We start from the raw sequence: 23,747 nt of genomic DNA on the forward strand, positions 1-23,747 counted from the left end.
CGCTTCCCTTTCGTCGACACAGGCTTTAGAGGCGGGGACATATGGCCGCTGACAGTCCGCCCGATTTCCGCTTGCGCCTGCGCCGCGACAGCAATGCCGTCATCGCATGGCTGAGCGATATGTGGACGCGGCGCTGGTTCCGCTGGCTCGGCTATCTCGCGCTCGCGGGCGTTCTCTTTCTTGCGCTGATCTGGGTGGTTTTCGCGCGCGACCTGCCGTCGGTCGACCAGCTTCGCGACTATGAACCGCCGCTGCCGACGATGGTCCGCGACGGCGAAGGCAAGCCGGTGCACAGCTATGCCCGCGAACGCCGCGTCCAGCTCGAATATAGCGAATATCCGCAGCTTTTGGTGCGCAGCTTCCTCGCGGCCGAGGACAAGACCTTCTTCAGCCACGGCGGCATCGACTATCCGGGGATCGCCTCGGCGATCGTCACCAATCTGACGAACAGCGGCCGCCCCATCGGCGCCTCAACGATCACCCAGCAGGTCGCGAAGAACCTGCTGCTCACGAACGAGCTCAGCTATCGCCGCAAGGTGCGCGAGGCGATCCTCGCGATGCGCATCGAGGATGCGCTGACCAAGGAACAGATTCTCGAGCTGTATCTCAACGAAATCCCGCTCGGCCGCCGCAGCTTTGGCGTGCAGGCGGCGAGCCGCGCCTATTTCGACAAGGATGTCGACCAGCTCCAGCTGCACGAGATGGCCTTCCTCGCGATCCTGCCCAAGGCGCCCGAGAAATACGGCCGCGCGCGCTTTGAGCGCGAGGCGCTGGCGCGGCGCAATTTCGTGCTCGGGTCGATGCAGGACAATGGCTGGATCAGCACCGCGCAGCGCGACGCGGCGCGCGCGATGCCGCTCGGCCTCACCAACACGGGCAACACCGCGATCGCGCAGGTCGGCGGCTATTATATGGAAGAGGTGCGGCGCCAGCTGATCGCCCAGTTCGGCGAAACCGCCGACAAGGGTCCGCACAGCGTCTATGCCGGCGGCCTCTGGGTGCGCACGCCCTATGACGGCAAGATGCAGCAAGGCGCGACGATGGCGCTGCGTAAGGGGCTCCAGCGCTACGACGCGGGCAAGGGCTGGTCGGGACCGATCGCGACGATCGAGGCCGACGACCAGTGGCAGAGCCGCCTCGCGTCGAGCTTCATCGGTATCGATTACGACAATTGGCGCGTCGCCGCGGTGCTGTCGAAGTCGGCGGGCGCGGCGCGGATCGGCTTTTCCAACGGCGACACCGGCACGCTGCCCGCGAGCGCCGCGACGATGGGCTATCGCAAGACCGGCGGCAGTGCCTTTTCGGCAATGCGCCCCGGCCAGCTGATCGTCGTCAAATCGACCGGCGGCAGCAGCTATGCGCTGCGCAACATTCCTGAAGTCTCGGGCGGCATGGTCGTCGAAAGCCCGCATTCGGGCCGCATCTACGCGATGCAGGGCGGCTTCGACGTCCGCCTGTCGCCCTTCAATCGCGCGACGCAGGCCGAACGCCAGCCGGGTTCGACGATCAAGCCCTTCGTCTATGCCGCCGCGCTCGACAATGGCATGACCCCCGCGACGATGATCGTCGACGGGCCCTTCTGCGTCTATCAGGGCGCGAGCCTCGGCAACAAATGCTTCCGCAACTTCGGCGGCGCGGGCGGGTCGGGCGAGCATACGATGCGCTGGGGTCTCGAACAGTCGCGCAACCTGATGACGGTGCGCACCGCGAGCCAGGTCGGCATGGAGCCGGTGGTCGAAACGATCCAGACGATGGGCATCGGCAAGCACGAACCCTATCTCTCGACCGCGCTCGGCGCCGGAACGACGACGGTCGAAAAGATCACCAATGCGTACGCGATGCTCGCCAACCACGGCCGCGCGCTGAAACCGCGCGTGATCGACTATGCGCAGGACCGCCGCGGCAAGGTGGTCTTCCCCGCCAATTGGAAACCGTGCGAGGGCTGCAACAAGAAGGATTGGGACGGCCGGCCGATGCCGCGCTTCGCGAGGTCGGGCAAACAGCTGATGGACCCGATCACCGCCTATCAGGTCGTGCATATGCTCGAAGGCGTCGTCCAGCGCGGCACCGCGGTGCGGCTGCGCGACCTCGACGTGCCGCTGTTCGGCAAGACCGGCACGACGTCGGGCCCGAACGACGTCTGGTTCGTCGGCGGCACCCCCGACGTGATTGCGGGCATGTATATCGGCTTTGACCAGCCGCGCAGCATGGGCGGTTATGCGCAGGGCGGCAGCTATGCCGCGCCGATCTTCAAGGATTTCGCGCTCGCCGCGCTCGCCGACCGCCAGCCGATTCCCTTCTCGGCGCCGAAGGGCGTGCGCATGGTCCGCATCGACCGTCAGTCGGGGCGCCGCGTCTATGGCAGCTGGCCGGGGACCGACCCGAAGGCGTCGATCATCTGGGAAGCCTTCAAGCCCGAAAGCGAACCGCGCCGCACGATCCGCGAAGAGGAAATCAAGCCGATCAAGACGCAGCGGCGGGCAACCGGCGGCGCGTCGCAAAAGGGATCGACCGGCCGCACCGACAGCGACTTCCTCGACGACCGCGGCGGCATTATCTGACGGCTTGGACCACCTTCCCCTGCGGCGCTTGAAGCCGTAAGGGCGGGATCAACATATTTCAGGAGCAAGGACATGCGCGCCGAAGCGCAGGATCATATCGACAAGATTGGCGCCGCGCTGGCGCTGCTGCGCCGCTTTCTCGACTGGGACCGCGCGGTGCGGCGGCTCGACGAACTCAATGCGAAGGTCGAGGACCCGACGCTGTGGAACGACGCCAAGGCGGCGCAGGAGGTCATGCGCGAACGTCGCCGGCTCGACGAAGCGATCAATGCGACGCGCGCGATCGAAACCGAATGCGCCGATACCGCCGAGCTGATCGAGCTTGCCGAGATGGAAGGCGACGAGGCGATGGTCGACGAGGCCGTCGCGTCGCTCGGCGTTCTTGCGGCGCGCGCCGAAGAGGACAAGATCAAGGCCTTGCTCGCGGGCGAGGCCGACGCCAACGACGCCTATATCGAAGTCCATGCGGGCGCCGGCGGCACCGAAAGCCAGGACTGGGCCGAAATGCTCCAGCGCATGTACAGCCGCTGGGCCGAAAAGCGCGGGCTGAAGGTCGAGCTGGTCGAATATCAGGCGGGCGAACAGGCGGGCATCAAATCGGCGACGATGCTGGTGAAAGGCGAAAACGCCTATGGCTATGCCAAGACCGAAAGCGGCGTCCACCGCCTCGTCCGCATCTCGCCCTATGACAGTTCGGCGCGGCGCCACACCAGCTTTTCGAGCGTCTGGGTCTATCCGGTGATCGACGATAATATCGATATCGAGATCAACGAAGGCGACCTTAAGATCGACACCTATCGCGCCTCGGGCGCGGGCGGCCAGCACGTCAACACGACCGATTCGGCGGTGCGTATCACGCACATCCCGACCGGCATCGTCGTCGCGAGCCAGAACGACCGCTCGCAGCACAAAAACCGCGCGACCGCGATGGGAATGCTGAAGGCGCGGATGTACGAAGCCGAGCTCCAGAAGCGCGAGGCGGCGGCGTCGGGCGAATATCAGGCGAAGACCGAGATCGGCTGGGGCCACCAGATCCGTTCCTATGTCCTCCAGCCGTATCAGCTGGTGAAGGACCTGCGCACCGGCGTGACCTCGACCGCACCGTCCGACGTGCTCGACGGCGCGCTCGACCCCTTCATGGCGGCGGCGCTGTCGCAGAAGGTGACGGGCGAGAAGGTCGAAGTGGAAGATATCGACTGATGAAGCGCGTCGCCGCTCTTGCCGCGCTGGCGCTGTTGCCGCTGCTCGGCAGCTGCGATGACGCGCCGTGGGACGATGGCAGCGACCGCGCCGAGACCGCGCGGGAGTTTCCGCCCGCCGACCGGCCGGTCGCGCCGACCGTCTCGACCAAATGGTCGACCGAGGAAGCGCGCGACCGCGTCAACGAGGCCGAGGACGTCATGAACTCGGCCGACGTGCGGCCCGGCATGACCGTCGCCGACATCGGCGCGGGCGACGGCTATTATACGGTGCGCCTCGCGCAGCGCGTCGGCGTCGGCGGGCGCGTGCTCGCGCAGGACATCATTCCCGAGGTGATCGAGCGGCTCGCCGACCGCGTTGCGCGCGAGCGGCTCGACAATGTCTCGCTGAAACTCGGTGCGGTCGACGATCCGCGTTTGCCCGCCGCGAGCTTCGACCGCGTGTTCATGGTCCATATGTATCACGAGATCGGCGAACCTTACGCCTTTCTGTGGCGGCTGCGTCCGGCGCTGCGCAAGGGCGGGCAGGTGCTCGTCGTCGACGGCGACCGCCCGATCGCGCAGCACGGCACGCCTTTCCGCCTGCTCGTCTGCGAGTTCGAGGCGGTGGGCTACAAGCTCGTCTCCTACGACGACAAGCAGCATGCCGGGGGCTACCTCGCACGCTTCGAGCCCGAAGGCAGGCGTCCCGAGCCCGATGCGATCAAGGTCTGCGATAATCCGTGACGCTTTGATCCTCCCTGCGGCGAAGCCGTGGGGAGGGGGACCGCCGCCGTAGCGGTGGTGGAGGGGCAGCGACGTCGCGCCATTAGCCCCTCCGTCAGCGCTTCGCGCTGCCACCTCCCCATGCCTTCGGCACAGGGAGGATCCAGATCAATAAACGATCAGCCGGTCCTCGGCGCCGACCTCGGCGAGAAAGCTGACCAGTCCCGCAGCGCGAACATGCGGCACCAGTTCGGTTGCCGCGATGCCGACGAGCGCCATGCCCGACTGGCAGACGAAAAGGTCGACCTCCATCGCGATCGCCTCTTCGACGAGCCAGGCGAGATCGGGCTGTCCGGCGGCGCGGCGCGCTTCGTCGCCCGAAAAGGACACCGGGTCGCGCAGCAGCGCCGCGGCCTCGCCCTGCAGGAAGATCCGCACCGGCCGGCCCAGCGCCGCCGCCGCCATCCCCGCTTCGAGCGCGGCGTAAAGCCGCCGTCCCTCGGCGACTGCGACGATGATGTTCAGGCTCGGCAGACCGGGCATAGCGGATCCTTCGGTACGCCAACCTCGCGCCAGCGCCTGTCGAGCATATCGACGATCGCGAGCCGGCCGGTCAAGGACGACCCAAGGCCGGTGAGCGCGCGCACCGTCTCGAGCGCCGCCATCGTGCCGATCATCCCCGCGAGCGCGCCCATCACGCCGGTTTCGGCGCAATTAGTGCCTTCGCGGTCGGGATCGGAGCCGACCAGGCACGCATAGCAGGCGCACTCCGCGCGCCAGCCTTCGTAGAGCGCGACCTGCCCCTCGAAGGCGCCGATCGCGGCGCTGAGCAGCGGAATGTGCAGCGCGACGGCGGCGCGGTTCGCGGCGAGCCGCGTGCCGAAATTGTCGCAGCCGTCGAGGATCAGGCTTGCGCCCGCCAGCAGCGTCTCGGCGTTGCTCGAATCGAGCCTTTCGGCGACCGCGATGGCATCGACATGCGGATTGATCCGCCGCGCCGCGCCTGCCGCAACATCGGCCTTGCGCGCGCCGATATCGGCATCGGTGAACAGCGGCTGCCGCTGCAGGTTCGACAGCTCGATCACGTCATGATCGATGATCGAGAGCTTGCCTACGCCCGCCGCCGCCAGATAGGTGATCGCCGGACAGCCGATCCCGCCTGCGCCGATAATCGCGACATGCGCGCCCTTCAGCTTCGCCTGTCCCGCGCCGCCAAAGGCCGGCAGGATGATCTGGCGGGCATAGCGGTCGAGTTCGGCGTCGCTCAGCAAACTAGTCGACCGGCCGCCGCAGCTTGATGCCCGACAGCGAAGCGAGGCCCGCCATGTCCGCGGTCTCGTCGACCGCATCGCTCTCGACCCCGGTCGATCCGAAACCGCCCGCGCCGCGCACGGTCTCATCAAGCGTCTCGACTTCGGCAAAGGCCGCGCGCTGGACGGGCGCGGGGACGAGCTGCGCAACGCGGTCGCCGCGCTTGATCTCGAAACTCTCGTCGCCGAGGTTCGCGAGGATCACTTTCACTTCGCCGCGATAGTCGCTGTCGATCGTCCCAGGCGTGTTGAGGCAGGTGACGCCATGTTTGAGCGCGAGGCCCGAGCGTGGACGCACCTGGACCTCATAACCGGCCGGGATCGCCATTGCGAAGCCGGTCGCGACCGCGTGGCGTGCGCCGGGGCGCAGCGTCAGCGTCTCGGCCGCGACGACGTCCATTCCCGCCGCGCCATCGCTGGCATAGGCGGGCAGGGGCAGGCCGCCGCCGTTGGGCAGCCGCTGGATGGCGATCTCAATCTCTTTCAAGGGGTGAATTTTTTTCGAGCTCATCGGCGATCTTTTCCATCAATTTGCGGGCGACGGCCTGCTTGGGAAGCCGGTCCCAGCTGTCTACGCCGTCTTTGCTAACGATATGCACCCGGTTGTTTTCGCCGCCCATCGGGTCGGCCGCGACGTCGTTCGCGACGATCCAGTCGCATCCCTTGCGCGCAAGCTTGGCCTGCGCATGTTCGATGACATCGTTGGTTTCGGCGGCAAAACCGATCAACAATTTCGGGCGTTCGGGCGATTTGGCAAGGCCGGCGAGAATGTCGGGGTTTTCGGCCAGCGCAAGCGGCGGGACCGCGCCGCTACCGTCCTTCTTGATCTTTTGCACCGCAGTGTCGGCGGCGCGCCAGTCGGCGACCGCGGCGACCATGATCGCGGCATCGACGGGCAGGCCTTGCTGCACTTCGGCGGCCATCTCGACCGCGGTCTCGACATCGACGCGGATCACGCCGGGCGGGGTCGGCAGCGGCACGGGGCCGGCGATCAGCAGCACCTCGGCGCCGGCTTCCGCGGCGGCGGCGGCAATCGCAAAGCCCTGCTTCCCGCTCGACCGGTTGGCGATGTAGCGTACCGGGTCGATCGGTTCGTGCGTTGGCCCCGCGGTGATCAGGATGCGGCGGCCATAGAGCGGGCGGTGATTTTCGTCGGCGAAGTCGGGCTGGCCGTCCATTTCTCCCCTCCCGCTTGCGGGAGGGGTCGGGGGAGGGCTTGTTGGGTTGGGTGACCGGGACAGACCCTCCCCTAGCCCCTCCCGCAAGCGGGAGGGGGACTGGAGCGCCGCTTCGATCGCGGCCTTGATCGCCTCCGGCTCGGGCAGGCGGCCCGGGCCATATTCGCCGCACGCCATCTCGCCCTCGTCGGGTTCCATCACGGTCACGCCATCGCCGCGCAAGGTCGCGATATTGCGGCGCGTTGCGGCGTGCAGCCACATTCGCACGTTCATCGCGGGCGCCGCGAGCACCGGCTTATCGGTCGCGAGCAGCAATGTCGTCGCGAGGTCGTCGGCGATCCCCGCCGCCATCTTCGCGAGAAGATCGGCGGTGGCGGGCGCGACGACGACCAGATCGGCCTCGCGGCTGAGCTGGATATGCCCCATCTCGACCTCGTCCTTGAGGTCGAAGAGGTTGGTATAGACCTTGTTCTCGCTCAATGCCGCGAGTGTCAGCGGCGTCACGAACTGCTCGCCCGCGCGCGTGATGACGCAGCGCACGACATAGCCCGCCTTGCGCAGCAGGCGGACGAGCTCGATCGATTTATAGGCGGCGATACCGCCGCCGATGATCAAAAGAATGCGCGGAGCGGACATCAGCGGTGGCAAGCCTGCCGCGAGCGGGCGGCGATCGACTGGGTTTGATTCATCGCCGTCTCCTTCGCGCATCAGTTATGCGCTTCCTCGCTTCAGTTCAAGCGGACGCCTAAATCGCAGCAGCGGGAATCGCGCGCATCGGCTGTCGCAACGATCGTATTAAAGCGGTCAGCGCGGCGGGTGCGAAGGCGAGGCCGATGAACAAGGTCGGCGTGACGAGCATCGCCCAATAGAAATTGGCGGGGCGCGCAAAGAGCATCAGCAGCGCCGCATAGCCGAGCTGGATCAGCAGCATAGCGAGCCCGAGCCGCGAGCGCCATGCCGCCCAGCCGAGCAGCGCGAGCGGCACGAGCAGCGCGCCGACCCATCCCGCGAAAAAACGCAGCAGCGACGATGCTTGGACGAACGACAGATAGGCGATCCAGCCGCCTTGTCCGTTCCAGCCCTGGCTCGCGGCGTCGGCGGGGGTCGTCACCGCCGCCAGCGCCGCGATATGCGCCGCGAGGCCCGCCGCGAAGCATAGCCCGACTGCCAGCCAGCCCGCTGCGGCGCGCCAGTCGCGATCGATCAGCGCGAAAAGCCCGAACAGCATCGCTACGGGAAGTATCGTCTCGCGGATCGCGAGCGCTGCGGCGACGATCGCCATGGTCCACCACGGACGGGCGGGGCGATAGAGCGCAAGCGCGAGCGCGAGGAGCACGCCCGCCGCGGCTTCGTGGATGAACAGCCACTCGCGCGCGGCGAGCTGCGTCAGGTTCGCCGCGACGAACAACGCGCCGATCGCGGCGTAGCGGGGGAGCGCGGGCTCGGTGCGCAGCCGCCGGTACCAGGCCAGGATCGCCGCGCCGCCGATGATCACGAAGAGGAGCATCGCCTTCCGTTCGCCCAGCGCGGCGACGATATAGGCCAGCACCGGCAAACGGACCGTCACAAAGGGGCGCAGCGGATAATCGCCGGCGCGGTGTTCGGCGGCGGCCGCGGCGTAATAGGCTTCGCCCGCATCGACCCGCGCCGAGATGCGCGCGTAGAGCGCATGGTCGCCGATGAGGCCGTCGAATTGCGCCGACGTGGGCTTTGCGACCGCGACATGATCGCGGCCGACGCCGCCCGCCGCGCCCCAGACCATCAGCAGCGCCAGCAGGCCCAGAACCGCCGCCGCGACGGGGCGCGAAACCCCGGCGAAGCGGTTCCAGACCGGCGCGCTCGCCATCATTTGCGCCACGTCAGCGCCGACGACATCGCGAAGTTCCAGATCGCACCGACCAGCACGCCCGCAACCCCCGCCACCCACCAGCGCTCGTCATGCCCGGCCATCCAGGTGCCGATGCCGATATTGGCGACCGCGCCGAGCGCCGAAATCGCATAGAAGCTGGCAAGGCCGCCGACCAGGCGCCAGCCCTTCAGCTTGCGGTCGGCGTAGGTGAAGCTGTTGTTGAGGAAGAAGTTGAACGCGATAGCGGTGATCACGGCGCTGGTCTGCGCGGTGACAAAGGCGCTGCCGGTGCCGAGGATCGTGCGCAGGACGGCGAGGTGGACGAACACGCCGAGCCCGCCGACCATCAGGAATTTGAGCAGGCGGACGGGGACGAAGCGGCCGATCGTCTTGTCGGCGATCAGCTCGGCATATTCGGCGATCACGCGCGCGCCGATCTTGCTCTCGCCCGCCTCGCGGGTGCGGAATTGATAGGGGATTTCGGCGACCTTCAGCGGCGCCGGGCTCGACGCCAATATGTCGATCAATATCTTGAACCCGATCGCCGAGAGGCGCGGCAGCGCGCGTTCGAAGGCATCGCGGCGAACCGCGAAGAATCCGCTCATCGGATCGGACACATCGGTGCCGAGCGCGATCTGTCCGGCGCGCGTCGCGAGGCGGCTCATCCGCGCGCGGTCCTGGTCCCATTCGCCGATCCCGCCGCCCGCGACATAGCGCGTGCCCACCGCGATATCGGCTCCGCCCGCGATCGCGTCGATCAGCCGTGGCAGCGCGTCCTCGCTATGCTGGAGGTCGCCGTCCATCACCGCGACCACGGGCGCGGCGGTCGCCAATATGCCCTCGACCACCGCCGACGACAGGCCGCGGCGGCCGACGCGCTGGACGATGCGCACATGCCGCGATCCGCGGCCGATGCGGCGCACCAGTTCGCTCGTCCCGTCGGGCGAATTATCGTCGACGAAGACGACTTCCCAGCCGCGCCCCGCGAGCACGACCGAGAGTTTTTCGATCAGTTTTTCGACATTGGCGGCTTCGTTGAGCGTCGGCACCACGACCGCCACCTCGAGAGGCAGGGTGTCGACCGGCAGGATCTTGTCGGCAATCAGGATGTCGTGGCGCATGAAACCTCGGTTCTGTCCGGATTTCACGTCCGGGTTGGTCGAGGTCCACGCTTAACGATTTAAGGTAAATGTCCGGTAACCAGCTAATTCCCGGCCCGATGAACGAGGGTCAGCCCAGCCAGTTCAGGATGCCGGCGCCCGCCGCGGCGCCCGCGAGCGCGGTCAGCGCATAGCGCCACCAGCGCTTTTTCTCGCCCACGTCCCACATCAGCGCGATGTCGGGCAGCGGCGGGGCGGGCGGCGCGGCGCCTTTCTTCGGCAATTGCGCGTCGAGGCGGCGGATGATGTCGGGGATCAGCGCCAGCGTCTTGCCCTGTTCGCGCAAACCGTCGGCGAGCGCGGCCTCGGGGCCGAGTTCGTCGCGGATCCATTCGCTGACGAAGGGCCCCGACACGTCCCACATGTTAATCTTCGGATTGAGCATCGTCGCGACGCCCTCGACCATCACCATCGTCTTCTGGAGGAGGAGGAGATGCGGCTGCGTCTGCATGTCGAAATCGCGCGTGATCGCGAACAGCCCGTCGAGCATCTGCCCGACGCTCAGCTCGCTCACCGGCTTGCCGCGCATGGGCTCGCCGACCGCGCGGAGCGCCGTCGCGAACTCCTCGACATTATGATAGTCGGGCACATATTGCGCTTCGAAATGGATTTCGGCGACGCGGCGGTAATTGCCCGTGGTCAGGCCATAGAGGATCTCGGCGAGCCAGTAGCGCGCCTGCCGGTTGATCCGCCCCATGATGCCAAAGTCCACCGCGGCGATCGTGCCGTCGGCTTTCACGAACAAATTGCCCTGGTGCATATCGGCGTGAAAGAAACCCTCGGCGATCGCCTGGCGCAAGAAGGCGTTGACGAGGTTCGCCGACAGCGCCTCCATGTCGTGCCCCGCGGCAATCAGCTGCTCGCGGTGCGAAATCTTGATGCCGTCGATCCAGTCGAGCGTCATCACGCGGCTCGCGGTGCGGTCCCAGTCGATCGCGGGGACCTGATAAGTCGGCACCCCGACCATCGCGTCGGCGAGTTCGGACGCCGAGGCGGCCTCGCGGCGCAGGTCGAGCTCGCGCAAGGTCCAGCGGCGGAAATTGGCGATCACTTCGCGCGGGCGCAACCGCGTCGCTTCGCCCCCGAGCGCCTCGAGATGCGCCGCCGCCCATTCATAGGTGTCGATGTCGCGCGCGAACTGCTTGTCGATGCCGGGGCGGCGGACTTTCACCGCGACCTTGCGGCCGTCGGTCGTGACCGCGCGGTGGACCTGCGCGATCGAGGCCGAGCCGACGGGTTCGGGATCGAATTCGCTGTAGAGGCTTTCGAGCGGCGTTTCGAAGACCGCCTCGATTTCCTGCTTGATGCGGTCGAAATCGACGGGCGCGAGTGCGTCCTGCAGGCTCAGCAAATTGCGCGCCGCTTCTTCGCCGACAAGGTCGGGACGCGTCGCAAGCGTCTGGCCGAGTTTCACCGCGGCGGGGCCGATCGCCTGAAATGCGGTGGCATAATCAGGGATTTTCGGCTGGATCGTGCCCAGCCGTGCAATCCGGCACAGACGCTTCACCCCCGCCGGCGTTTCGGGCGCAGCTTCGATCCCGCGCAGCGCACCGTGGCGCGCGAGGATGCGGCCCCATTTCAGCAGGCGCAATATGTGGATGACGGGACGGGTCAAGCTTTCCACCCGCTGTGGATCGCGACGAGGCCGCCGAGGATCGGCTCGACCTTCACCGCGGTGAAGCCGGCGTCGCGGATCATCTGCGCAAATTTGGGCATCGGCGGGAAGCGGCGGATCGATTCGATCAGATAGCGATAGCTGTCCTCGTCGTCGGCGATCAGCTTGCCGAGCTTGGGGACGAGGTGGTGCGAATAGGCGTCATAGGCCTGCGCGAAGCCCGGCCATTCGTTCGTCGAAAATTCGAGGCAGAAGAAACGCCCGCCATAGCGCAGCACGCGGTGCGCTTCCCTGAGCGCCGCCGGGATGTCGGTGACGTTGCGGATGCCGAAGGCGATCGTATAGGCGTCGAAAAACTGGTCGGGGAACGACAGTTTCTCAGCATTCTGTTCGGACCAGACGAGGCTGTCGATACCGCGTTCGGCCGCGCGTTCGACGCCGACGCCGAGCATGTCGGGGTTGATATCGGCGACGGTGATGCTCGCGCCGAACCGTTCCATGCGAAAGGCGATGTCGCCGGTGCCGCCCGCCATGTCGAGGATCGTCTCGCCCTCGCGCGGCTTCACGCGGCGCACGAAGCGGTCTTTCCACAGGCGGTGCATGCCGCCCGACATCGCGTCGTTCATGATGTCGTACTTGCGCGCGACGCGGCTGAACACTTCGCCGACCATCGCGGTCTTCTCGCCCGCGGGAACCTGTTCATAACCGAAGCTGACGGTGTCGGGAGTGGCCATGGAGTGCGCGCCTTTGCGGGGAGATGGTGTGTTGCGTCGGCCTTTAGCCGGGCCTTGCCGTGCAGGCAAATGGCGCGTAGCCCGATGCGCGATATGCCCGAATTGCCCGAAGTCGAAACCACCGTTCGCGGCCTTGCGCCCTTCCTCGAAGGCCAGCGGCTGACGGCGGTCACCACCTTTCGCCCCGATCTGCGCCGGCCCTTTCCCGCCGACCTTGCGCAGCGGCTGACCGGTGCGACGGTCACGGGCCTGTCACGCCGTGCCAAATATGGTGTCATCTCGACCGACCGCGACGATCATATGATCTTCCATCTCGGCATGTCGGGGCGCTGGCGGACCGAGGGCGGCGAGGCGGGCAAGCACGATCATCTGCTGCTCGAAACCGCGGGACACCGGCTGTTCCTCCACGATCCGCGGCGCTTCGGGTCGGTCGACCTCGTCAGCGGCGATCCGCTGACGCTGTTCCCGGCGTTCGTGACGCTGGGTCCCGAACCCTTGTCCGAAGCCTTCGACGCAGCCTATCTCGCGAAGGCGCTTGCCGCGCGCCGCGCGCCGATCAAGGCGATGCTGCTCGACCAGACGCTCGTCGCGGGGCTCGGTAATATCTATGTGTGCGAAGCGCTCAACATGGCGCGCATCGCGCCGACGAAGCCCGCAGCCGATGTGTCCAGGGCGAAGCTCGCGGCATTGGTGCCCGCGATCAAGGAGGTGCTGATCGCGGCGATCGCGGCGGGCGGCTCGACCTTGCGCGATTTCCTCAGCCCCGAGGGCGATCTCGGCTATTTCGCCAAGGACTGGCGCGTCTATGGCCGCGAGGGCGAGGCTTGCGAATGCGGCGGAACGATCGCGCGGATCGTCCAGAGCGGGCGCTCGACCTTCTTTTGTCCGAAATGCCAGCGGTAATGCGTGTGCTTTCCCGCAATAGGCATTGACCAAAAGGGCCAAGCTGGCTATGCGCGCACCCTTCGAGCAGGGTCCGGGTTACCGGAACCGGCCGTATCCGGACATTGATTCGCCTGTTTGCGCGATTCGGCTGCTCCGGTGACGCTGCGCTCCGACTGACTTAGACCGTTTGGAAACCGAGGAATTTATGGCCAATACGCCGCAGGCAAAAAAGCGCATCCGCCGCAACACCGCGCGCACCGTCGTGAACAAGAATCGCGTTTCGCGCATCCGCACGCTGGTGAAGAAGGTCGAAAACGCCGTCGCCGCCGGCGATAAGGACGCGGCCGCGACCGCACTCAAGGCGGCGCAGCCTGAAATGGCGCGCGGCGTTGCCAAGGGTGTGCTCCACAAGAACACCGTGGCACGCAAGTTCTCGCGCCTGACCAAGAGCGTGAACGCGATCGCCTGATTCGCTTCGTCCCGAAAGGGAACAAAAAGGACCCGCTGGCTTCATGCCCGCGGGTCCTTTTTTGCGTCGGATATTGTGACAGCGCGATGGCAATAGTGTTGCAGCGCGGTAAGTGACGGATTTACGGCGATTCGTTGTTTGGTCACCGGAATGTCATATTTAAACTGTTGAAAAACAGTCATAAAATGACGTTCTGGCGCGATTCCGGCCCCCCTAGTGAGTCAAGATTTTTATTTCAGTATTTTTACACGGCCAGACCTTGATCGACTCGGCGCGGCCTGACTAGACAGGGTGCGTCGTCGGCCTTCGCCGGTGGCCGCCACATCGACATGATTCGCATCTTCTCGGGCTATCTGCCCCGGATAGTATGCCTGCGTCCTGCGCAGGCGACGAATCGGCGCGTGGTCGGCCGCCCGATCGTGCGGCGCGCGGGGACCTGAGGGGGCGGCACGGCGTGATAGAAAGCAGCAATCGGCATGGATATGACGCAAAGGGCGGAGCAATGAGCGGTGATGCCGCGACGCTCTGGCCGCGCGTGGCCGAAGGGCTGCGCCGCGACCTTGGCGTGCGTACCTTCGATCATTGGCTGAAGCCCGTGCGTTTTGCCGACTATTGCACGCTGTCGGGCGTGGTGACGCTCGAAACCGTCAGCCGCTTTTCGGCGAACTGGATCAACGAGCGTTTCGGTGACCGGCTCGAACTCGCATGGCGCCAACAGCTGCCCGCAGTGCGCGGCGTCACGGTGCGCGGCGGCGCTGCCGCCGACGATCGCGCCACGGTGCTCGCAGCCTCGCCGTTGCCGAGCTTTGACGCGCCGCCGCCGACACCCGCCGCCAATCCCGCGCTGCTGGGCTTCGACCCGCGCCTGTCGTTCGACCGCTTCGTCGTCGCGCGCAGCAACATCCTCGCCGCCAACGCCGCGCGCCGCATGGCGATGGTCGAGACACCGCAGTTCAACCCGCTCTATCTCTGCTCGGGCACCGGGCAGGGCAAGACGCATCTCCTGCAGGCGATGGCGCAGGATTATGCCACGGCGCACCCGACCGCGAACATCATCCTGATGTCGGCGGAAAAATTCATGCTCGAATTCGTCGGCGCGATGCGCGGCGGCGACATGATGGCGTTCAAGGCGCGGCTGCGCGCCGCCGACCTGCTGCTGCTCGACGATCTGCAGTTCGTGATCGGCAAGAATTCGACACAGGAAGAACTGCTCCACACGATCGACGACCTGATGACCGCGGGCAAACGCCTCGTCGTCACCGCCGACCGTCCGCCGGCGATGCTCGACGGGGTCGAGGCACGCCTGCTGTCGCGCCTGTCGGGCGGGCTGGTCGCCGATATCGAGGCGCCCGAGGATGATCTTCGTGAACGCATCATCCGCCAGCGGCTGACCGCGATGCCGATGGTCGATGTTCCCGACAATGTCGTCGCCTATCTGGTCAAGCATTTCACACGCAACATCCGCGAACTCGAAGGTGCGCTCAACAAGCTGCTCGCTTACGCCGCGCTCACCGGCACGACGGTCGATATCGCGCTCGCCGAAGACCGGCTCGCCGAAAATGTCCGCACCGCGCGCCCGCGGATCACGATCGACGAGATCCAGCGTGCGGTCTGCGCGCACTACCGGCTCGACAAGTCCGAAATGTCGTCGAAGCGTCGCGTTCGCGCGGTCGCGCGCCCGCGCCAGGTCGCGATGTATCTCGCGAAGGAACTCACCCCGCGTTCGTACCCCGAAATCGGGCGCCGCTTCGGCGGGCGCGACCATTCGACGGTGATCCATGCGGTACGCACGGTCGAGGCACTGCGCGTCGCCGACAGCGAGCTCGACGCCGAGATCGCGGCGATCCGGCGCAGTCTCAACAGCTGATCCACAGACTTATCCCGGGGTTGTCCCCGGGGTTATCCACATCGTCGCGGGCCGTGAGGTCCGCTTTGGGGTGGTGAGCGGACGTTGCTTCCCTACCCTTCGTCATCCCGGACTTGATCCGGGATGACGAGAGTGTTGGAGTCCGCAACCGGTCGAAAGCGGATATCGCTTTGATGCCAAACAAAAAAAGGCCCGCCTTCCTTTCGGATGGCGGGCCTTTTGCTTTGGCTTGCGAGGCGGTTCAGCCCTTTTCGGGCGGCGCCACCGTGATCCGCACCCGCTCGCCCGAATTGCCGGGGAAGCCGGTGAACATCGCCTCGACGAGGTTCGGGACGAGCGCCTGGAGATTGTTGTCGCGCGACTGCGCCTCGGCGTGGCCTTCGAACAGGCGCGAGCCGTCGGCGGCGCGGTTGATCTGGAGGTTCAGCCCGCTGGTGTAGACGGTGTAGCTGCTGACGTCGTTATAGCCGCCCCATCCCGGGCCGAACCCGCCCCACAGGAACGGGTCGCGATAGCCATAGACATAGCGGCGTCCGCCGCGGCCGCTGACGATCACCGGGCGATAGAAGCCGCGGCCATAATAGCCGCCGTAACCGCCGTACCAGGGGTCGCCGAAGCCGGGGCTCGACACGACGCGCTCACGCCCCTTGTCGACGCCATAATCCATGCGGACGATCAGGTCGGCGCGTTCGCCATTCGCCGCGGGGCGATAGCCATAGCGCGTCAGTTCGCCGGCGACGAGATTGGCATAATGCCCGAACTCGATGCCGCCCTGCAGCGCGGGGTTGCTCGCCTCGACGGTGAAGCTCTGGCCCTGCGGTGCGGGAAGCTGCGTCTGGAAGCGCGCGACATCGGCCTTGAACGGCGTCGCGCAACCCGCGAGCGCGAGCGCCGCGCCGGTCATCGCGGCCAGACCCAGCCGTCTAAGATTCATCTTGCTCATCGTCTTGGCTCCGTATTCGGGAAGCGCATATAGCCGCGCTCTCGTACCATAGACTACGCCGGTGCGACTTAACCTTGGTTGAACTCGTTTCATCGCATGGCGGTTCCACGACCCGATATGGGGTCGCGCGCCGCAAAAACAAGAAATTTCGCCTGCGAAACAGCGCGCTGTCAGCGGCACAGCCCCAGCGCGGCATAAGCAGCGTCGAGGGTCGGCTTGGCGAGCGCCGATGCGCGCGCCGCACCGGCCTCGAGCGCCGCGTCGATCGCCGCCGGGTCGGACTTGAGTTCGTTCAGCCGCGTCGCGATCGGGCGCAGCGTTTCGACGAGCAGTTCGCCGAGCGCGGGCTTGAACGCGCCGAAGCCTTGCCCGGCAAAGCGCGCGAGCACCTGATCGACGCTTTCGTCGGCCATCGCGGCATAGATCGCGACCAGATTGCGTGCTTCCGCGCGCCCTTCGAGTCCCGCGGCCTCGGACGGCAGCGGCTCGGCGTCGGTCTTCGCCTTGCGGATCTTCGCCATGATCGTGTCGGCGTCGTCGACGAGGTTGATGCGGCTCGCATCGCTCGGGTCCGACTTCGACATCTTCGCGCTGCCGTCGCGCAGGCTCATGATCCGCGCCGCCGCCGCCGGGATCGTCGGTTCGGGCAGGGTGAAGGTCTCGGTGGCCGTGTCGAGGTTGAACTTGGTCGCGATGTCGCGCGCGAGCTCGAGATGCTGCTTCTGGTCGTCGCCGACGGGCACATGCGTCGTCTGATAGATCAGCACGTCGGCCGCCTGCAGCACCGGATAGGCGAACAGCCCGACGCTCGCGCCCTCGCGGTTCTTGCCCGACTTTTCCTTGAACTGCGTCATCCGGTTCAGCCAGCCGATGCGCGCGGTGCAGAAGAGCAGCCACGCGAGTTCGGCGTGCGCGGGAACGCGCGCCTGGTTGAACAGGATGGATTTCGCGGGGTCGATCCCTGCGGCCAGCAACGCCGCCGCCATCTCGCGCGTGTTCGCGGTCAGCTCGGCGGGGTCGTTATAGACGGTGATCGCGTGCAGGTCGGCGAGGAAATAGAGCTTTTCGCCCGGCATCTCGTCCTGCATGCGCACCCAGTTGCGGATCGCGCCCAGATAATTGCCGAGATGCAAATTTCCGGTGGGCTGGATGCCCGATAGCGTCCGCATGTCTTACTCCTGTTCAACCGCCGGTTTGGCGCGCCGCCGCGTGAGCATGGCGACCAGATCCTTGTCAAGCGCGCCGACGAGGAAGGCGACGACGAAAAACACCGCGCCGCCCGCCGTACAGAGCGCGACAAGCGACCAGATCCGCTCGAAAACGCCGCCGCCATAATAAGGCGCCATCATCGGCATCATCCACCACAGCAGCGCCGACATCGCCGCGACCGCGATCAGCTGGCGCGCGATCCTACCGCCAAGCTTCGCGGTGAAATGGAACCAGCCGCGGCGGTGGAGCACCGTGTAGAGCAGCAGGCAGTTGAGCGACGCCGACGCCGCAGTCGCGCCCGCGAGCCCGACGATGCCATAATGTTCGACGACATAAAGGTTGATCGCGATATTGACGATCAGCGCCGCGAGCGCGGTCCACACAGGGGTGCGCATATCCTCGCGCGCGAAGAAGCCCGGATTCAAAATCTTGACGATGACATAGGCGGGAAGCCCCGCGACGAGTGCGGCGACGATCTGCGCCATGATCGCGCCGTCGGCCTCGGTGAACCGCCCGCCGACAAAAAAAGCGGTGACGAAGGCGGGGGCGCAGATCGCGAGCGCAGCGGCGGCGGGCAGCGTCAGCAGCGTCGCAATCTCGAACGCATTGCCCTGCAATCGCTGCGCCTCGGCGGCATCGCCCGAATGGATATGCCGCGAGAGCATCGGCAGGATCGCGGTGCCGAGCGCGATGCCGACGATGCCTAGCGGCAGCTGGTTGAGCCGGTCGGCGAGCTTGAGCAGCGTCAGCGAGCCCTGCGCCAGCGAGGTCGCGAAGAAGGTGTCGACGAACTGGCTGATCTGATAAATCCCCGCGCCGAAGGTCGCAGGCAGGATCAGCATGCCGAGCTTTTTCACCTCGGGCGTCAACCGGGGCAGGTGCCAGTGCAGCTTCAGCCCGGCGCGGCGCACCGCCCACCACATATAGGCGAGCTGGACGACGCCCGCGATACTCACCGCGACGCACAGCGCTTCGGCGACGATCCGGTCGTCGCCCCCCGGACCGCGCAGCCACCATCCGGTGATGATGCCGCCGATCAGCACGATATTGAGCAGCACGGGCGCAAAGGCGCCCGGCGCAAAGCGCGAGCGGGCATTGAGCAGGCCCGACAGCATCGCGACCAGGCTGACGAGCGCCAGATAAGGGAAGGTGACGCGGCTCAGGAACACCGCGAATTCGAACTTGCCCGGCACCTCCTGGAAATCGCGCGCGAGCAGCCATACGATTCCCGGCATCGCGATCATCATCACAGCCGAGAAAACGAGCAATATCCAGAGGAAGACCGAGAGGACATCGTCGGCGAATTTCGCCGCCGCCGCCTCGCCGCCCCCCTCCGCGTCGGTGCCGTGGAGCGCGCGGCTGTATGTCGGGACGAAGGCGACCGAGAAGGCGCCCTCGGCGAACAGGCGGCGAAAGGTGTTGGGCAGCGTGAAGGCGAGCTGGAAGGCGTCGGCGGCGAGGCCGGCGCCCAGCACGCGGGCGAGCAGCATGTCGCGGGCGAAACCGAAGATCCGGCTGACCATCGTCAGCCCGCCGATCGTCCCGACATTTTTGATGAGGCTGCTCAACCCGTCAGCCCGTCCGAAAGGGGGTTAAGCCTGGCCGACCGGCGCGACGTCGCCCGCCTGCTCGGCTTCGACCTGCTGGACCTGCTGCATGAACAGGCCGTGGAAATCGATCGGTTCGAGCAGCAGCGGCGGAAAGCCGCCGTCGCGGACGGCATCGGCAACGACGCGGCGCGCGAAGGGGAACAGGATGCGCGGCGCTTCGGCGAGGAAGAAGGGCTGCAGCTGGTCGTCGGGGACGTTGCGGACGCCGAACAGGCCGGCGTATTTCAGGTCGATCACAAAGCTCGTGCCCGCATCGGTCTTCGACGTCACGTCGATCTTCAGCGTCACTTCGTACAGATTGTCGCCGACGCTGTCGGCGGCGATGTTGAACTGCACATCGACCTGCGGCGCGTCCTGCCACTGGTAAACCGCGGGGGCGTTCGGATTTTCGAACGACAGATCCTTCACATATTGCGAAATCAGGCCGATCGCCGGGCTCGTGTCCTCGCCATTGGGCTGCAGGGCGGGATTGTTGATGTCGGCGCTGGTCTCGTCAGCCATGATGAAGAAGCTTTCACTGAAAAGATGGAAACAATATCGGCATCCGCGGACCGTGTCGGAACCGCGGCGGACGGTTGCCGCGGCGCTTAGCAGCGCCCGGCGGCGAGCACAATGGCCGCCCTGTCGATCCTATAGTTAAGGGCGAATCGTTGACCCGCCGCGCGGCAGCGGTCATGGTCATTTGAAACTGAGGCGCGTATCGCCTATGTATCAACCACTATGTTTCTATTGCCCGCATTGGACTTTTGCCCGTGACCGCTTTTTCGATCGTCCTGCTCGCCATGATTGCCGCCTTCCTCGGCATGCGGCTCTACTCGGTGCTCGGCAAGCGCACGGGGCATGAGCAGGAGCCCGTGCTGCCGCGCGAGCGCACCGCCGCCTCGCCGGTCCGGCTCGACGAGAATGACGGGTCGCAGGCGCCCGCGACCGCACCGGCCGACACTTCGGGTCTCGTTTACGAACCCGCTGCCGAGGCGGGCCTCCGCCAGTTGCTGGCTTCCGACCGCAATTTCGACGCCGGCCGCTTCATGGAAGGCGCCGAAGCCGCGTATCGCATGATCCTCGAAGCCTATTGGAAGGGCGACCGCGACACGCTGCGCGACCTGTGCGACGACGACAGCTACGAAGCCTTTGCCGACGCGATCGCCGCGCGCGAAAGCCGCGGGGAAACGCTCGACAACCGCCTGATGGGAATCGATTCGGCCAAGATCACCGCGGTCGAACTGAATCGCAGCGAGGCGCGCGTCACCGTTCGTTACCACGCCGATATCAGCGCGGTGACGCGCGACGCCGACGGCAAGCTGATCGCCGGGTCGATGAGCGACGCGTCGCAGACCGACGATTTGTGGACCTTCCGCCGCCAGATCGGCAGCAACGACCCCAATTGGGTGCTCGACGAAGCCGAATCGGCCTGATCGCATGATCCGGGCGGTGGGGGCGCCGCGCGCGCGGACTTTCGGATTCGCGCTGCTCGCTACTCTGCCACTGCTTTCGGGTTGCGCGTCGGTGATTCCCGAGGCGGATAGCGGCCGTCCCGCGACCACCAGCCCTGCACCGCCGCGTCCGGCTGGCACGCCGCGCCCCTATATACCGCGCCCGTCTGAGGGCGCCGGCGCCGCCGCGCAGCCGATTCCCGCGACCCCACGAGCGGCGCTTCCCGCAACGCCCGTCCCGGCCGATGCGACGACCGCCGCTGCCAGCGGCGTTGTCGCGGGTCCCGATTTCGCGACGCTCGGTGTGACCGCCGAACAGGCGAGCGCGGCGCTCGTCGCGTTTCGGATCAGCTGCCCCTCGGTCCAGCGCCGCACCGACACCAGCGGCCTGACGCAGGGCGCCGACTGGACCGAAAGCTGCAACGCGGCGAAAAGCTGGAAGGACGGCGACGCTTCGGCCTTCTTCACCAACTATTTCGGCACCGTACAGGTCGGCGCCGGCACCGCCTTCGTCACCGGCTATTACGAACCCGAAATCGCCGGCTCGCGCACGAAGCAGCCGGGTTATGACGTCCCCATCTATCGCCGCCCCGCCGACCTGATCGAAGTCGACCTCGGCCAGTTCGCCGACGATTTGAAGGGCCGCAAGATCCGCGGGCGCGTCGATGGCAGCAATTTCACGCGCTATTACGACCGCACCGCGATCGAGAGCGGCGCGCTCGACGGGCGCGGGCTCGAAATCGCCTATGCCGCCGACGCCGCCGAATTCTTCTTCCTGCAGGTGCAGGGCTCGGGCCGCCTCCGCCTGCCCGACGGCGGCATCATGCGCATCGGCTATGATACGCAGAACGGCCGCGGTTATGTCGGCATCGGCAAGCTTCTGCTCGACCGCGGCGAGCTGCAGCGCGGGCAGGCGTCGATGCAGGGCATCCTCGACTATCTCCGCGCCGATCCGGTGCGCGGCGCCGCGGTGATGAACGAGAACCCAAGCTGGGTCTTTTTCCGCGAACTCACCGGCCCCGGGCCGCTCGGCGCGCTCGGCGTCCCGGTGACCGGCCGCGCGAGCGTCGCCGCCGATCCCAAATATGTGCCGCTCGGCGCCCCCGTTGTCCTTTCGCTCGACCGCGCCGAACCCAATGGCCTGTGGATCGCGCAGGACACCGGCGGCGCGATCAAGGGCGCCAACCGCTTCGACAGCTTCTGGGGCGCGGGCGACGATGCGCGCGCGATCGCGGGCGGCATGGCGGGGCGCGGCTCGGCGCTGCTGCTGCTTCCGCGCGCCAGCATCGCACGGCTGATCCCGGCGCCTTGATGTGCCGCGGCGCCTCGCCCCCGAAGAAAGCGCGCTGTGGAAAAAGGTCGCGGCGACGGTAAAGCCGCTCGCCAAGGCGAAGGCGCCGTCCGCGCCCGTGGCGCCGCCGACCGTGAAGCCGCCGAAACCCACCCCGCGCGGCGTCGCGGTGCCCGCCGCCGCGCCGCGACCCGCGACGAAACTGCCGCCGCCGCGCCGTACACACCAGGCGGCGACGCTCGACGGCCATTGGGACCGCCGCTTGCGCAAGGGGCTCGTCCGCCCCGATCTCAGCATCGACCTCCACGGCCATACACTCGCCTCGGCGCAGGCTTTGCTCGACGAGGCGATCGGGCGCGGGCTGATGCGCGGCGCGCGCGTGCTGCTGGTGGTCGCGGGACGGCTGCGCCCCGGCGCCGACCGCCTGCCGCAGATGCACGGCGATCCGCGCCCGCGCGGCGCGATCCGCGCGTCGCTGCCCGACTGGCTTGCTTACTCGCCCTACGCCGACCAGATCGTCGCGCTCCGCCCCGCGCACATCAGCCACGGCGGCGCGGGCGCGGTCTATGTCATCCTGCGGCGCGCCCGCGAAGATTAGACGAAAGCGCGCATCAATATGCCGCGATAGATGGCGGTGAGCGTGTGCAGATCCTCGACCGCGACGGCTTCGTCGAGCTTGTGCATCGTGGCATTGGTCAGCCCGAACTCGACCACCGGGCAGAGCGCGTGGAGGAAGCGTGCGTCCGAGGTGCCGCCGGTGGTCGACATTTCGGGGCGCACATCGGTTTCGGCATGGATCGCCTCGGCGACCAGTTCGGACAGGTCGCCCGGCGGGGTGAGGAAGGCTTCACCCGAAATCTTGCCGAGCACCTTGGCATTGGGCTCGACGTCGTGCGCAAGACGCTCGATCATCGCGACGAGGTCGGCGCCCTTATGCCGGTCGTTGAAGCGGATCGACAGGCGGGCGCGTGCCGACGCGGGGATGACGTTGGTTGCGCCATTTCCGACCTCGACGTCGGTGAATTCGATGTTCGACGGCTGGAACCAGTCGTTGCCGCTGTCTAGCACCACCGCATCGATCGCGGCCAAAATCTTGACCAGCTTGGGGATCGGATTGTCGGCGAGGTGCGGGTAGGCGACATGGCCCTGCGTTCCCGGCACGTCGATCCAGATATTGACCGAGCCGCGCCGGCCGATCTTCACCATGTCGCCGAGCCGGTTCACCGACGTGGGCTCGCCGACGACGATCATGTCGGGGCGGACGCCGCGCGCGTCCATATGCTCCATCAGCGCGCGCGTGCCAAAGATCGCCGGGCCTTCCTCGTCGCCGGTGATGATCAGGCTGATCGTGCCCGCCTCGACCGGCGTCGCGGCCGCCGCAGCGACAAAGGCGGCGATCGAGCCCTTCATGTCGACCGCGCCGCGGCCGTAGAGCAAATCGCCGCGCACCTCGGGAGCAAAGGCATCGCCGGTCCAGCCGATACCCGGCGGCACAACGTCGAGGTGCCCCGCAAAGCCGAAATGCTTCGGCCCCTTGCCCGTCCGCACCGCGAGCAGGTTTTCGACGGGGCCGTCGGGTTCGATCCCGTCGATGAACCGCTCGATGGTGAAGCCGAGCGGGGTCAGCGCCGCCTCCAGCGTGTCGAACACGGCGCCCATGGCGGGGGTGACGCTCGGCGCGGCGATCAGCGCCTTGGCAAGCTCTACGGGATCGACGGTGATGCTCATG

Annotated in this window: 22 protein-coding genes; 9 read left to right on the top strand and 13 right to left on the bottom strand. The window is 66.8% G+C overall.

What is annotated here, in order from left to right:
• The first annotated feature begins 41 nt into the window (after positions 1-41).
• From ATE70_RS14885 to ATE70_RS14895, 3 genes are all read left to right on the top strand, one after another.
• Positions 42-2,561, top strand: coding sequence for a penicillin-binding protein 1A (locus ATE70_RS14885; RefSeq protein WP_058538686.1), 2,520 nt, complete (start codon positions 42-44; stop codon positions 2,559-2,561).
• A gap of 72 nt (positions 2,562-2,633) precedes the next feature.
• The gene (gene prfB / locus ATE70_RS14890; RefSeq protein WP_056372785.1) at positions 2,634-3,761 is read left to right on the top strand and encodes a peptide chain release factor 2; all 1,128 of its coding nucleotides are present in this window, start codon (positions 2,634-2,636) and stop codon (positions 3,759-3,761) included.
• Positions 3,761-4,486: a class I SAM-dependent methyltransferase gene (locus ATE70_RS14895; RefSeq protein WP_058538687.1), complete on the top strand. Its 726-nt coding sequence runs from the start codon at positions 3,761-3,763 to the stop codon at positions 4,484-4,486. The genes prfB and ATE70_RS14895 overlap by 1 nt, the downstream gene beginning before the upstream one ends.
• A 147-nt stretch (positions 4,487-4,633) precedes the next feature.
• Here ATE70_RS14895 and ATE70_RS14900 read toward each other — a convergent pair whose 3' ends face one another.
• The 8 genes from ATE70_RS14900 to ATE70_RS14935 form a co-directional block, all read right to left on the bottom strand.
• Positions 4,634-5,008 (bottom strand): DsrE family protein, encoded by a 375-nt coding sequence (locus tag ATE70_RS14900; protein WP_058538688.1) that lies wholly within the window; start codon positions 5,006-5,008, stop codon positions 4,634-4,636.
• Positions 4,987-5,736 (bottom strand): HesA/MoeB/ThiF family protein, encoded by a 750-nt coding sequence (locus ATE70_RS14905; RefSeq protein ID WP_058538689.1) that lies wholly within the window; start codon positions 5,734-5,736, stop codon positions 4,987-4,989. The genes ATE70_RS14900 and ATE70_RS14905 overlap by 22 nt, the downstream gene beginning before the upstream one ends.
• A 1-nt stretch (position 5,737) precedes the next feature.
• Positions 5,738-6,286 (bottom strand): dUTP diphosphatase, encoded by a 549-nt coding sequence (gene dut, locus ATE70_RS14910; protein ID WP_058538690.1) that lies wholly within the window; start codon positions 6,284-6,286, stop codon positions 5,738-5,740.
• Positions 6,249-7,589: a bifunctional phosphopantothenoylcysteine decarboxylase/phosphopantothenate synthase gene (locus ATE70_RS14915; protein WP_058538917.1), complete on the bottom strand. Its 1,341-nt coding sequence runs from the start codon at positions 7,587-7,589 to the stop codon at positions 6,249-6,251. The genes dut and ATE70_RS14915 overlap by 38 nt, the downstream gene beginning before the upstream one ends.
• A 109-nt stretch (positions 7,590-7,698) precedes the next feature.
• Positions 7,699-8,811, bottom strand: coding sequence for a hypothetical protein (locus ATE70_RS14920; RefSeq protein ID WP_156419653.1), 1,113 nt, complete (start codon positions 8,809-8,811; stop codon positions 7,699-7,701).
• A complete protein-coding gene (locus ATE70_RS14925) occupies positions 8,799-9,923 on the bottom strand; it encodes a glycosyltransferase (protein ID WP_058538692.1) in 1,125 nt (374 codons plus the stop codon). The genes ATE70_RS14920 and ATE70_RS14925 overlap by 13 nt, the downstream gene beginning before the upstream one ends.
• 109 nt (positions 9,924-10,032) lie before the next feature.
• Entirely contained in the window at positions 10,033-11,577 is a 1,545-nt protein-coding gene (ubiB, locus tag ATE70_RS14930; RefSeq protein WP_058538693.1) for a 2-polyprenylphenol 6-hydroxylase, read from the bottom strand.
• On the bottom strand, positions 11,574-12,311 hold the full coding sequence (locus tag ATE70_RS14935) for a class I SAM-dependent methyltransferase (protein WP_058538694.1): 738 nt from the start codon (positions 12,309-12,311) through the stop codon (positions 11,574-11,576). The genes ubiB and ATE70_RS14935 overlap by 4 nt, the downstream gene beginning before the upstream one ends.
• A gap of 93 nt (positions 12,312-12,404) precedes the next feature.
• Between ATE70_RS14935 and mutM the strand changes: the two genes are divergently transcribed.
• The 3 genes from mutM to dnaA all read left to right on the top strand — a co-directional run bounded on the left by mutM (position 12,405) and on the right by dnaA (position 15,532).
• Positions 12,405-13,214 (top strand): bifunctional DNA-formamidopyrimidine glycosylase/DNA-(apurinic or apyrimidinic site) lyase, encoded by an 810-nt coding sequence (gene mutM, locus ATE70_RS14940; protein WP_058538918.1) that lies wholly within the window; start codon positions 12,405-12,407, stop codon positions 13,212-13,214.
• A gap of 187 nt (positions 13,215-13,401) precedes the next feature.
• A complete protein-coding gene (gene rpsT, locus ATE70_RS14945) occupies positions 13,402-13,665 on the top strand; it encodes a 30S ribosomal protein S20 (protein WP_037514171.1) in 264 nt (87 codons plus the stop codon).
• A 502-nt stretch (positions 13,666-14,167) separates the two neighbouring features.
• Positions 14,168-15,532: a chromosomal replication initiator protein DnaA gene (gene dnaA, locus ATE70_RS14950; protein WP_058538695.1), complete on the top strand. Its 1,365-nt coding sequence runs from the start codon at positions 14,168-14,170 to the stop codon at positions 15,530-15,532.
• Between the two features lie 241 nt (positions 15,533-15,773).
• Here dnaA and ATE70_RS14955 read toward each other — a convergent pair whose 3' ends face one another.
• The 4 genes from ATE70_RS14955 to secB form a co-directional block, all read right to left on the bottom strand.
• Positions 15,774-16,475 (bottom strand): DUF4136 domain-containing protein, encoded by a 702-nt coding sequence (locus ATE70_RS14955; RefSeq protein ID WP_058538696.1) that lies wholly within the window; start codon positions 16,473-16,475, stop codon positions 15,774-15,776.
• Between the two features lie 170 nt (positions 16,476-16,645).
• A complete protein-coding gene (gene trpS, locus ATE70_RS14960; protein ID WP_058538697.1) occupies positions 16,646-17,644 on the bottom strand; it encodes a tryptophan--tRNA ligase in 999 nt (332 codons plus the stop codon).
• A 3-nt stretch (positions 17,645-17,647) separates the two neighbouring features.
• Positions 17,648-19,252 carry a murein biosynthesis integral membrane protein MurJ gene (gene murJ, locus ATE70_RS14965; protein WP_082639575.1) on the bottom strand — a complete coding sequence of 535 codons (1,605 nt, stop codon included), beginning with the start codon at positions 19,250-19,252 and terminating at the stop codon, positions 17,648-17,650.
• 24 nt (positions 19,253-19,276) lie between these two features.
• The gene (gene secB / locus ATE70_RS14970) at positions 19,277-19,795 is read right to left on the bottom strand and encodes a protein-export chaperone SecB (protein WP_058538698.1); all 519 of its coding nucleotides are present in this window, start codon (positions 19,793-19,795) and stop codon (positions 19,277-19,279) included.
• 251 nt (positions 19,796-20,046) lie between these two features.
• Between secB and ATE70_RS14975 the strand changes: the two genes are divergently transcribed.
• The 3 genes from ATE70_RS14975 to ATE70_RS14985 are packed head-to-tail and all read left to right on the top strand — an operon-like array spanning position 20,047 to position 22,616.
• Positions 20,047-20,709 carry a Tim44/TimA family putative adaptor protein gene (locus ATE70_RS14975; RefSeq protein ID WP_137893901.1) on the top strand — a complete coding sequence of 221 codons (663 nt, stop codon included), beginning with the start codon at positions 20,047-20,049 and terminating at the stop codon, positions 20,707-20,709.
• A 4-nt stretch (positions 20,710-20,713) separates the two neighbouring features.
• Positions 20,714-22,039, top strand: a complete 1,326-nt coding sequence (locus tag ATE70_RS14980) for a murein transglycosylase A (RefSeq protein WP_058538699.1) — start codon at positions 20,714-20,716, stop codon at positions 22,037-22,039.
• A gap of 1 nt (position 22,040) precedes the next feature.
• Positions 22,041-22,616: a Smr/MutS family protein gene (locus ATE70_RS14985; RefSeq protein ID WP_058538700.1), complete on the top strand. Its 576-nt coding sequence runs from the start codon at positions 22,041-22,043 to the stop codon at positions 22,614-22,616.
• On the opposite strand, the gene dapE is transcribed toward ATE70_RS14985, so the two are convergent.
• Entirely contained in the window at positions 22,613-23,746 is a 1,134-nt protein-coding gene (dapE, locus tag ATE70_RS14990) for a succinyl-diaminopimelate desuccinylase (protein ID WP_058538701.1), read from the bottom strand. The genes ATE70_RS14985 and dapE overlap by 4 nt on opposite strands.
• Position 23,747 lies beyond the last annotated feature (1 nt).

Origin of the sequence: Sphingopyxis sp. H053 (assembly GCF_001468225.1) — a bacterium.
Lineage (GTDB): Bacteria > Pseudomonadota > Alphaproteobacteria > Sphingomonadales > Sphingomonadaceae > Sphingopyxis.